The sequence below is a fragment of the Terriglobia bacterium genome, assembly GCA_036496425.1.
In the GTDB taxonomy this organism is placed as follows: domain Bacteria; phylum Acidobacteriota; class Terriglobia; order 20CM-2-55-15; family 20CM-2-55-15; genus 20CM-2-55-15.
On the sequence record DASXLG010000196.1, the window covers coordinates 1 to 10,257 of the forward strand.

12 protein-coding genes are annotated in these 10,257 nt (G+C 56.8%); 5 read left to right on the forward strand and 7 right to left on the reverse strand.

Annotated features, from left to right (window positions below; genetic code table 11):
* The 4 genes from VGK48_13815 to VGK48_13830 all read left to right on the forward strand — a co-directional run.
* On the forward strand, nt 1-752 hold a 752-nt coding region (locus VGK48_13815), incomplete at its 5' end, for a GDP-mannose 4,6-dehydratase (GenBank protein ID HEY2382250.1).
* The gene (locus VGK48_13820) at nt 749-1,684 is read left to right on the forward strand and encodes a GDP-L-fucose synthase (GenBank protein ID HEY2382251.1); all 936 of its coding nucleotides are present in this window, start codon (nt 749-751) and stop codon (nt 1,682-1,684) included. The genes VGK48_13815 and VGK48_13820, both read left to right, overlap by 4 nt.
* Before the next feature lie 3 nt (nt 1,685-1,687).
* Nucleotides 1,688-2,641: a glycosyltransferase family 2 protein gene (locus tag VGK48_13825; GenBank protein ID HEY2382252.1), complete on the forward strand. Its 954-nt coding sequence runs from the start codon at nt 1,688-1,690 to the stop codon at nt 2,639-2,641.
* Complete coding sequence (locus VGK48_13830; protein ID HEY2382253.1) at nt 2,557-3,840, forward strand: glycosyltransferase family 4 protein; 1,284 nt, start codon at nt 2,557-2,559, stop codon at nt 3,838-3,840. Before VGK48_13825 ends, VGK48_13830 begins: the two co-directional genes overlap by 85 nt.
* On the opposite strand, the gene VGK48_13835 is transcribed toward VGK48_13830, so the two are convergent.
* The 7 genes from VGK48_13835 to VGK48_13865 all read right to left on the reverse strand — a co-directional run bounded on the left by VGK48_13835 (nt 3,816) and on the right by VGK48_13865 (nt 9,809).
* Nucleotides 3,816-5,006: a glycosyltransferase gene (locus VGK48_13835; protein ID HEY2382254.1), complete on the reverse strand. Its 1,191-nt coding sequence runs from the start codon at nt 5,004-5,006 to the stop codon at nt 3,816-3,818. The two genes, VGK48_13830 and VGK48_13835, sit on opposite strands and share 25 nt — an antisense overlap.
* 9 nt (nt 5,007-5,015) lie before the next feature.
* Nucleotides 5,016-5,852, reverse strand: coding sequence for a DUF3473 domain-containing protein (locus tag VGK48_13840; GenBank protein ID HEY2382255.1), 837 nt, complete (start codon nt 5,850-5,852; stop codon nt 5,016-5,018).
* A gap of 4 nt (nt 5,853-5,856) precedes the next feature.
* Nucleotides 5,857-7,536: an HAD-IIIC family phosphatase gene (locus VGK48_13845; protein ID HEY2382256.1), complete on the reverse strand. Its 1,680-nt coding sequence runs from the start codon at nt 7,534-7,536 to the stop codon at nt 5,857-5,859.
* On the reverse strand, nt 7,533-7,829 hold the full coding sequence (locus VGK48_13850) for a hypothetical protein (protein ID HEY2382257.1): 297 nt from the start codon (nt 7,827-7,829) through the stop codon (nt 7,533-7,535). The genes VGK48_13845 and VGK48_13850 overlap by 4 nt, the downstream gene beginning before the upstream one ends.
* A gap of 207 nt (nt 7,830-8,036) precedes the next feature.
* Entirely contained in the window at nt 8,037-9,119 is a 1,083-nt protein-coding gene (locus VGK48_13855) for a GNAT family N-acetyltransferase (protein HEY2382258.1), read from the reverse strand.
* A 70-nt stretch (nt 9,120-9,189) separates the two neighbouring features.
* A complete protein-coding gene (locus tag VGK48_13860; protein HEY2382259.1) occupies nt 9,190-9,573 on the reverse strand; it encodes a type II toxin-antitoxin system VapC family toxin in 384 nt (127 codons plus the stop codon).
* On the reverse strand, nt 9,570-9,809 hold the full coding sequence (locus VGK48_13865; protein HEY2382260.1) for a type II toxin-antitoxin system prevent-host-death family antitoxin: 240 nt from the start codon (nt 9,807-9,809) through the stop codon (nt 9,570-9,572). Before VGK48_13865 ends, VGK48_13860 begins: the two co-directional genes overlap by 4 nt.
* A gap of 36 nt (nt 9,810-9,845) precedes the next feature.
* Here VGK48_13865 and VGK48_13870 point away from each other — a divergent pair, with 36 nt between their 5' ends.
* Nucleotides 9,846-9,998 (forward strand): hypothetical protein, encoded by a 153-nt coding sequence (locus VGK48_13870; protein ID HEY2382261.1) that lies wholly within the window; start codon nt 9,846-9,848, stop codon nt 9,996-9,998.
* Nucleotides 9,999-10,257: the final 259 nt, after the last annotated feature.

Below are 10,257 nucleotides of genomic sequence, written 5' to 3' on the forward strand. Positions count from 1 at the left end.
CGGAAATCTATCACCTGGGAGCCCAAAGCCATGTCCGCGTGAGCTTCGATATACCGGAGTACACCGGAGAAATCACCGGGCTCGGCGCGGTGCGCATTCTTGAAGCGATTCGCGAGAGCGGCGTCATGACGCGCTTTTATAACGCATCGAGCAGCGAGATGTTCGGCAATGCGCCCGCCCCTCAACATGAGGCGACACCATTCGAACCTCGCAGCCCATACGCGGCGGCAAAAGTCTATGCCCACTGGATGACGGTAAATTACCGGGAGGGCTACACTCTTTTTGCCTGTAACGGAATCCTTTTCAATCACGAATCGCCCCGGCGCGGCGAAACATTTGTAAGCCGGAAAATCACGAAGGCAGTGGCGCGGATAAAGCTGGGCGTCCAGGACAAGCTCTTTCTCGGCAACCTGAATGCGCGCCGGGATTGGGGATTCGCCGGCGACTACGTCGAGGCGATCTGGCTGATGCTGCAGCAGGAAAAACCCGACGATTTCGTCATCGCAACAGGCGAAACGCACACTGTCAGTGAATTGCTGGACGAGGCGTTCGGATATTTCGATCTGGACTGGAAAAAGTATGTCGAGATCGATCCCCGTTACTACCGGCCAACCGAAGTGGATTTACTGCTGGGCGATGCGCAGAAAGCCAGGCGCATCCTGAAGTGGGAACCCAGAGTTCGCTTTAAGGATCTCGTCCGGATGATGGTCGACTCCGACTTCCAGCGTGAGAAAGTCAAATACCGCCCATGAGCTTCTGGCAAGACAAGCGGGTTCTGGTCACCGGCGGCACCGGATTCCTCGGCACGCACGTTGTGGCACGGCTGAACGCAAAACAGCCGGCGTCGGTGTTCGCGCCGGCAAGCGCCCAATATGACCTCGTAAAAGAAGCAAACGTGATCCGGCTCTATGAAGACTTCCGGCCGAACCTGGTTATTCACATGGCGGCACGGGTTGGCGGCATTGGCGCAAACCGGGCCACCCCCGGCAGGTTCTTCTATGAAAATGTCATCATGGGCGCTCAGGTCATGGAGTTCGCCCGCCAATATGGTGTTGAGAAATTCGTCGCGCTCGGAACGATATGCGCTTATCCGAAATTCACGCCGATTCCCTTCAAGGAGGACGATCTGTGGAACGGCTATCCGGAAGAGACCAACGCACCCTATGGCCTCGCCAAGAAAATGCTTCTGGTACAGGCCGACGCTTACCGCAGCCAGTATGGATTTAATGCGATTTACCTGTTGCCGGTGAACCTCTACGGCCCCGGCGATAACTTCGATCTGAATACCTCACATGTGATCCCCGCCATGATTCGGAAGTGTGTGACGGCGGTGCGGGAGGCGGCACGGGAAATCATCTTATGGGGAACCGGGACGCCGACCCGCGAGTTTCTGTACGTCGAAGATGCCGCGGAGGCAATCGTTCTTGCGGCCGAACGATATAACGGAAGCGATCCCATCAATCTTGGCTCCGGGACGGAAATCAGCATTCGAGATCTGGCGGCGCTGATCGCCAGCCTCTGCGGCTTTAACGGCAAAATTGTCTGGGACGAGAGCCAGCCCGACGGGCAACCGCGGAGAGCACTCGACGTCACACGCGCCGAAAAACGCTTCAGCTTCCGTGCGCAAACGAATTTTGAAGCCGGGCTCCGCCGGACAATTGATTGGTACAGGGCCAGATACTGACTCATGCGCTGCCCGCAACTTGCCGATTTACCACCGGTTCACGGAAAGAGAGGCTGGCCATGGTCCGAAGAGACCCTTCCCGCGAAGAGCAACCGCGATCCCGAAGCATGGCCCCGCGTCACCATCGTAACTCCATCGTTCAATCAGGGTATCTTTCTCGAAGAGACGATCCGCTCCGTCCTCCTTCAGGGCTATTCGAATCTCGAGTACATCATCATGGACGGCGGGTCGAAGGACTCCAGCGTGGATATCATCAAGAAATACGCAAGCCATCTCAGCCATTGGACAAGTCACAAGGACGGCGGTGCCGCGGATGCCATTCGCCGGGGTTTTGAGCGGGCGACCGGGCAGATCCTGGCTTATCTGAACTCCGACGATGTTTTTCTGCCGGGGGCAATCCACCATCTAGTCGAAGGAATCGAAGCGACTGGAGCCGATGTCGTGTACGGCAACACCTACTGGACCGACCAGGAAAACCGCGTTGTGGCCGAGCGCCGGCAGACGCCATTCTCCCGAGTGGCCTATTTCTATGGCGGCGCCGACATGCAGCAGCCCTCAACCTTCTGGAAGAGCCGGCTCTACCGCGAAGCGGGAGGCATGGATGCTTCCTACCAATGCGCATTCGATACCGATCTATTCGCTAAATTTGCTTCGAAAAAGGCAAAGTTTTCGCACGTTCGGCATTTTGTATCGTGTTGCCGCCTGCATTCCGCGCAGAAAACCGAAGTGCTGTTCAATACCTCCAAGAAGGAGAGCGACGAAATCCGGGCGCGTTATACCGCCTTCCCGGTACGATCTTTGGCGGGCATGCTGATCCGGAATTTCAGCCGGCTCCGGCGCATGTTCTGGTATCTGATTCAGGGTGATGCCATATGGCTTCTCGGCCGGATACCGGATCGTTTGAAATCGCGAACCGGCGCTGCAACCGGCGCAGGCCCGCGCTCGCGTTGGTTTTGAATATGCGAACGAAGGTATTTCATATCATTACGAAGCTCGATCTCGGCGGAGCGCAAAAAGTGACGCTGATGACGCTGGAGCGCCTCCCCTGCGAGCGCTACGATCTCACCCTCGTTACGTCGCCCGATGGCCTGCTGGTCGACTGGGCCAATCGAATTCCCGGCTTGAAACGAGTCTGGATCAATTCGATTGTGCGGGAGTTGCGCCCACTCAAAGACCTTCAGGCTTTTATCGAACTGTGGAGCCTCTTTAGGCGTGAGCGTCCTCAAATCGTTCACACGCACACCGCAAAGGTCGGCATCATCGCCCGCTGGGCGGCGAAACTGGCCGGCGTTCCATACATTTTCCATACGTCGCACGGTTTCGGATTCAACGATACGCAGTCCCCGTTGGAGCGAAGCTTTTACATTGGCCTGGAGCGCCTGACGGCAAAAATAACAACGACGCTGTTCATGGTTTCGTACGCAAACGCCAGAACCGCGGAACAGGTCGGCATGGCGAAGAAGGGGGCATGGGTTCTGACGCGCGACGCCATCTCGGTCGAAGAATTCATGAAGCCGGCTCCGGTCCGGCAAAAGCTTTCAGGCTGGGGCATCCCCGGCGACAAAGTGGTTGTCGGCATGATCGCGTGTTTTAAAGCGCAAAAAGCCCCGGAAGATTTCATTGAAGTTGCCGCTCGTGTTCTCCATAAGACGCAGGCTGCTCATTTCATCATGGCGGGAGATGGAGAGCTCCGTCCATCTGTTGAGGAACGCATCCTCAGGCACGGTATCGGCGACAGGGTAACGCTGCTTGGCTGGCAGTCTGAAAGCGAAATGCCCGAACTGTACCGGAATCTCGACATCGTCGCCCTCACCTCGCTCTGGGAAGGATTGCCGTGCGTTTTCTCCGAGGCGATGGCCTGCGAACTGCCGATCGTTGCTACGAACGTCGATGGAGCCAGAGAGGCCATCGTGAATTCCGAGAATGGTTTCCTCCATGAGCCGCACGACGTCGACGGGATGGCGGCGTCGGTTTTAAAACTGATTGGTGATCACGACCTTCGGCACAAAATGGGGCAGAGCGGGAAAAGCCGCGTCATGGAGTTCGACATCGGAAAATCGGCGGAGACTGTCGATTTGACCTACCGCAAATATCTGGGAATGGGGAAGGAGCCACAAGAAGCACAGGAGGCTCAAGAAAAACGCGACTTCTCTTGAGCCTCTTGTGCTTCTTGTGGCTCCTTCCCCACCGACCGTATCACCTGCCGGTATTTCTCAAGGAACACGGCACGATCAAAATCTTTCAACCTCTCCAGTCCCGCTGCGATGTATCTCTGCCGCAGTTCCGGATTGCTCAGCATCTGGAGCATCGCATCCGCCATCGCTGCTTCTTCGGGGGTAAGCGGATCGGCGCCGCTGTACATTCTCTCGTCCACTGCCGGCGTCAGCATCCCAAACTCCGCAGCGCCTCGCGGCGCCAGGATTTCAGCCGGACCAAGGCATCTGGTTGAGATGACCGGAAGCCTGCAGGCCATGGCCTCCATAAGCACCAGCGAGAGACCTTCAGTCACCGAAGAGAGCACGAATAAATCGGCTCTGGCCAGAAACTTGAATGGGTTCTCCTGCCATCCCAAAAAAGAGACGTCTTTTTCGATGCCCAGTTCCCTTGCAAGCCTCCGCAGATACTCTTCCAGTTCGCCCGTCCCCAGGATGGCCAGCCGGCAGTTCATCGTCTTGCGAACCTCGGCAAAGGCGCGCAGCAGATGCCACTGCCCTTTCAGGGGATGCAACCGCCCCACCGTAATGATGACGGGCGCGGTTCTGTCCCATGGACAATCCACTTCCTCCGCAGCTCTGCTCCGGATTTGCTCGCCGTCGACGGAAGTGACGATAACGGCAATGCGGTCCTCGGGAATGCCAAAATACGTGACCAGGTCTGCTTTGATCGTGTCGGAAACCGCAATGATGGCCGCCCGTGTGTAAAGCGTCTTCAGGAGAACATCAAAGATCCTCGCCTCCATTTTGCCGCGCAAGTATGAACTCGATGAAAGGTGGTTGTGCACCGTCAGTATCGGCCGCGGAGCGACAAGCGCGTTTATGAAATTCGCTTCTCCCATGAAGCTGATCACGCAGTCCGGCTGCTCTTTTCTCAGCAGCCGTTTGAACCTGACGGTTCTACGAACGAATCCGAGCGCCCGCCCTATCATCGAATTCTTCTCAATAGGCAGATCCATCGAGAGAAGGCGGCCTTGAAACGGATAGCCGGGCCTCTTCTCAAAGACGACCAGCACTATTTCCCCCATTTCAAGGTTGAACGACAGGTCGGACAGGATCTTTTCGGCGCCGCCGTCGGAAATGTGCGGGATGAGAAGCATCACTTTCATGGGCGCCCTTCAGATGCTGCCGCGCTGCGACAATTCATCGACGACGGCACACATCGGCGCGAACGGGAAGCGTTTGAGCATATCGCTCAGCTTCGAAGCGATCGATTGACGCCCGAGGTTGACGTAAACGTTGCGCGCCAGGCCCTTGTGGGAATGCAGCGGTTGCGGATCAAATTCGTGCGGATGCAGGTACAGCACCAGCGGCCGGTTTTCCCGCGCGATCATTCCAGCGGCAATGGCGATCGAAGCCCTCGGCATTGCCCGCCAGAACCCTCCGCCAGCAACAGGTAATCGCCGGCCTGCAAGCTTTACAACGGAGAGAGGCATCTCGACCAGCGTTCCGCCCGGCCTCGCCACTGTTACCGGCACGATCGAATGATCCCCGATTCCGTAATGCCGACCTGGAAACGGGAACACACTGGATGAGTAAAGCATGCCCTCTTCCAGCATCACCTCGTATGCCCAGCTCTGTCCCTGGCCGAGGCTGAAATATGGTGCCCGATACCCCTTCGGACGAACGCCGATGATGGCGGATATCACATCAAGCGAACGCCGGATGTCGTCGCGGAACGAAGACGGATTCAGGTCCGACAGCAGGTCGTGCCCATAACCATGCGACGCAATCTCATGACCAGCCGCGTGCAGGCGCTTGATCCATTCGGGGTAACGCTCCGCCGTACGTCCCAGAGTGAAGAAGGTGCAGCGGACATTGGCCTTGTCGAAAATCGACTCGATACACTCGAGCTGGCGGTTGAAGGCGCTGGCGAATGCCGCCGGATCGGCCGGAGTGACGTGCTCGACGTCCGAGTACCAATCCTCGAGATCGATGCTGGCGCAATGCTTCACCGTTTCACCGTTTCACCAGGATGTGATGCGGGAACGGATAGTCGTCGGAGGTGCGCCAGGTAAACAGGTGACTGCCGTCACAGCGAAATCGCGAACTGTTCTTGAAGAATGCCAGGCAGGGCGCATTCTTGGATGTCTGGAGGTATTGGGCGTGGATTTCAGCCATCTCGCGAGACCGCGCGCTATCGATTGCGGCGGCCAGCATCAACTCTTCGACTCCCCGCCCCATGACCCGGCAGCTTAACAGGTAATCCGTAATCAGAGCATGGGTTCGATTCACCTGAAGCCCAATCATTCCTGTTAAACCATAGTCCCCAAACTTGTCGGACACCCGGAAAACCAGGAGATCGTTTCCCGGCCGGGTAGACCAATCGAGCAGTTCTGCTTCGCTCATCCGCCGCGTCGACAGATTCATCTGATTGGTCTTGTTAAAGAGCTGGGCTGCTCTTGCGGCATTGGACCGCGAGAGTGTCTCTACACATACCTTCATCTGGAGCGACTCCAGCCAGTCTGCCATGGATTGAAACGCGTTCCTGGTTTCACTTCTTTCGCGATCAATGACGTACATCCGGCCTCGCTGCAGGTCTTCGCTGGTAATGGATGCTTTATCGAAGCAGGACAATTTCGCCAGGGACTCGGTGTAAAGGAATACATCCTGAGGCCATTCGGGAACGCTGACCGCGGGCAGCGCGGAGCGGATGCGACTCCGTTCCGCCGCCGAATCATCGACGTAGACAACGGAAGACAAGTCCAGATTCAATTCATTTGCGATTTCGACGATATTCTGCGCTTTGTCCGACCAATTGATACGCCAGGCGGCGAAGTCGACGCGCCGGAGAATCATTTCGGGGTGCTTATCGATGGCTTCGAGCGCGACGGATTCGTCGTTCTTGCTTGCGATCGCCAGCACCACTCCGGTATGACTGAGGGCTTTTACGGCCTGCTGAAAATCCCCGTACGCCTCACCGATCGCATCGTGGCCGCCCAAACGAATGCCTTCCCAGCCGACCTCCCCCACGATCCCGCCCCACAGAGTCTCGTCGAGATCCAGAATCAGAAGCTTCCGGCTGCGGCCTTGAAGACTGTGCAGCGCCGACTTCAGAGTCCCTGCAGCAGCCTCGAACACCTCCGGGCTGAACGGTACTTTCGCCAGAAACCAAAGCTTCCGATTCCAGGCTTTCGCTCCGGCTGCAGAGATCCATGAACCGGCGTTAAGAACAAAAATATTTGTCTGCGGCGCCAGGCGGTCGCTGAGCGCGACATTCATCCGCATTAATGACAAGGTCGCGCCGTCCGCCGGCATGTTCCACACTCCGAAATCCCGGCGGAAATGAGGCTGAGTCCAGGACATGAAGAAAAGGTGTTTTACCCGGCGTGCGGCGCTAATCAACGCTGTGGCGAATGCTTCCACTTCTGCACTCAGAGACTCCGCGGAAACGGCTCCGCGTTTCAGCAGAGTATCGTACGCCCCAATTACGGCCTCGGGACGCGCCCAGACAATCAGGCAATCGCAGTCGGGACTCGTTTTGCCTTCCGAAATTTGAAGCAGCGGCGGTGCGACTTGCCCGAACGGGCCAACAACGGCCTCGCAGGCCGGCTCGTTGTCATCGCGGTTGAGAAAATCCGCCAGAGGCTGAATATTGAAATCGGAAAGTATCAGGCAGCGCGTCTTCGCGGAACTCACTGGCTGTCTCCAAGAACCTGCAACACACGATCCGCCAGTGAACCCACGGTCTCGACTTGAAGATCCTGGGCCATCAAACGCTGAACAAGAAGTGTCTCGGAGCCGAGCGCCGCATTTAATGCTTCCTCAAGCTGAACCAGAAACATGACGGTCCCGAGTGAATCCAGCACGGCGGACTCCTGGCCGATGACTACAGTCGATTCTTGAAAGGGCGGTTTCTCCGCAATACCTTTCATGGAGCAGGCCGACCGCAGGGACTTCAGGACGGCATTTATGGCTTCGTCTCGCTTCATCGTAACGAAATCTCAGGCCCGGAGGGCCGGTAGAGCCTAGCCCACGGTGTTAGCCGTGGGTAGATTTTCGCAACAGTGCAAGCCACGGAGTGGCGAAAGATTCGGTGGACAATCTTTCGCCACTCCGTGGCTCCATCACTTTCCTATCACATTCCACGCCCTTACGGGCGTGGCTAGAGTCTCATGGCCCTCCGGGCCTTGGGACCCCTAGAACGCATCATGATCGGCAAAGGTGAAATGCCAGTCGCCAATTTTAGCAGGGAGGACACAAGCGGGCTTTCGTCCGGTGAGTTTCTTGATGAGTACGTACTTCTCATTCGATTTGAAATACCCGGCGTTCCTGAGCGCCGCCTGCATGCCAAGACTACTGGAAAGACACAGAATTACGTCACAGTCGGATTCCGCGGCCCTCTTTTCCAATTCCAGAAGGCCAAAGCGCAAGGCGTCCTCCTGCGAAAGCTGATGCCCCATTTCCATAATGACGAAAGACCGAATCTCCGGACCGCGTACAGCAGACCGGTAGACGATAGCGGCCTGGGTGCTGCCGGAGCGCTGAACGGATAAGATTCGGTACTCATCTCCATCGGGGTTGGCGTGATACCGCTTGCCGAAGGATTCCGCTGTCAGCGGCTGCTGCACCTGGGAGGAGAATGCTGCCCTCAAAGCCGGCATGTAAATATCGGGATCGCATCCCACCGCCCGGCTGTCTTTAATCGAATATGGAGAGCTTGAAGACGAACGCCTGATCAGGCGGTATTTCGAATAAAAATAGTCCGGGAGGTTGCCCAACTGCGCTGCAAGACTTCCGAACCCTTTGTATTTGGAAACCAGGCGCGTCGGCCGAATCGGCTTGACCAGCACCGGCATTTCACCGACATTTTCCATGCCCAGGGCCAGATGTCCAGCCAGCACGTCGGGACGCCTGATTGCGCCGTAGACCACATCCATGCCCAGTTCCGCCGCGCCGGCCATCATGGCAAAGAGCAACCGGGGATACAGGGTTGTCCGCCGATAGTCGGGCCGGACGCATAAATTAGTCCAATATCCTGCGGCACATCGGTTTCCGGACACTTCTAATACGCACGGCTGGAGCATCGTGACGCCGACGAGATCGCTGCCGGCAACCGCGACCCAGGCGTAGTACTCCCCGGGCCTGAGATCCGAAAGCGTCGTTCGGACGGTTTCAAGCGGATAGGTCCGGTCCGAAACCATCCGCAGGAGGTCGATGAACTCAGGGATGTCGCGGGAGACGGCGCGTCGGATCGATAGGGCTGGGGCCTGGCCGGTCAAAGCCCGTAAATCTTACCGCAATTTCCATTTTCGGTCTTGATGAGTCAAGAAGCTGAGCCAGCCTTAGGGCCTACCAGTATCGCCGGACGCCGGCCGAGTCGAACCGTTCTTCATTACTTGCAAGCAAAAGATCCTCGGATTGCGCTTGAACGATGAGCATTCGATCGAAAGGATCTCGATGATTCATCCGAAGTTGACCAGCGAGTTCGGCATGAATCAGAGAAATCGGCAGCGGAGTGAATTGTTGGTCCAGAACGTAAGCGTTAACAGTTCCGGCGGCGCTTGGCCACTCCAGCTTACCGAGATCTACTTTGATCGCAATTTCCCACGCAGTTGCGGCGCTCACATAGATTCTGTTGGTCGAATCGCCGATCGCGGTGTGTACCTTTCGCGGCAGACGGGCATTTGAGGTCGCCCACCAGAGGAGCGCGTGCGTATCGAGCAACAGTTTCACGATTTACGGCCACTGAAGCGATCCAGAATCTCGGCCGGAAGAGGTTCAAAGAACGAATTTGGAATCTTAACCACACCTCGCAACGTACCTGGCTGTCTTTTCGGTTGCTGATTCACGATTGGAACCAGCCGCGCTACCGGAACATCGCCGCGTGCAATCACGATCTCTTCGCCGTGATGCGCCCGTTCGATCAGCTGGGACAGATTTGTCTTTGCCGCATGAATTGTGACTTTCATCAGCACCATATTAGCTAACATCTTTAGCTAATTCAAATGTGCCGGTATAAACGACTAATTCTCACCGCAATCGACGCGCATGATCCACTGCGGCAGGATCGGCAGCAGGGTCTGACCTTTTTCGAGGAGCGGGAGATCCGCTTCCCGGCCGGCCAACAGAATCCGCTCAATCGTCTCCCGCGCCTGTAGGCGCCGGCTCTGGGGTCAGCTCCGTTTGTAGTGCCGTCCGAAGCCGGGCTTTCGGTGAGGTATGTGACGCGAGCGCGTCGCAGCGGAGAAGAAATCATTGGAGGAGCAGGTTGTCAGGAGTTTTTCGACGGCTAAGACCACAAACCGAAAGAATGGCGGCAGCCGTAGATCTTTATCCTTTCAATACGGATCGCATAAGATCGCCTAAACTCGATAGGGCCAGAGAATATCGGAGAGGGTTAAAGAGCGTGTCTGATCG

What these genes read in the sequence shown, in the direction of transcription:
- VGK48_13820 (HEY2382251.1), top strand. Translation starts at nt 749, where the DNA reads ATGAGCTTCTGGCAAGACAAGCGGGTTCTGGTCACCGGCGGCACCGGA.
- VGK48_13825 (HEY2382252.1), top strand. Translation starts at nt 1,688, where the DNA reads ATGCGCTGCCCGCAACTTGCCGATTTACCACCGGTTCACGGAAAGAGA.
- VGK48_13830 (HEY2382253.1), top strand. Translation starts at nt 2,557, where the DNA reads ATGGCTTCTCGGCCGGATACCGGATCGTTTGAAATCGCGAACCGGCGC.
- VGK48_13835 (HEY2382254.1), bottom strand. Translation starts at nt 5,006, where the DNA reads ATGAAAGTGATGCTTCTCATCCCGCACATTTCCGACGGCGGCGCCGAA.
- VGK48_13850 (HEY2382257.1), bottom strand. Translation starts at nt 7,829, where the DNA reads ATGAAGCGAGACGAAGCCATAAATGCCGTCCTGAAGTCCCTGCGGTCG.
- VGK48_13865 (HEY2382260.1), bottom strand. Translation starts at nt 9,809, where the DNA reads ATGAAAGTCACAATTCATGCGGCAAAGACAAATCTGTCCCAGCTGATC.
- VGK48_13870 (HEY2382261.1), top strand. Translation starts at nt 9,846, where the DNA reads ATGTGCCGGTATAAACGACTAATTCTCACCGCAATCGACGCGCATGAT.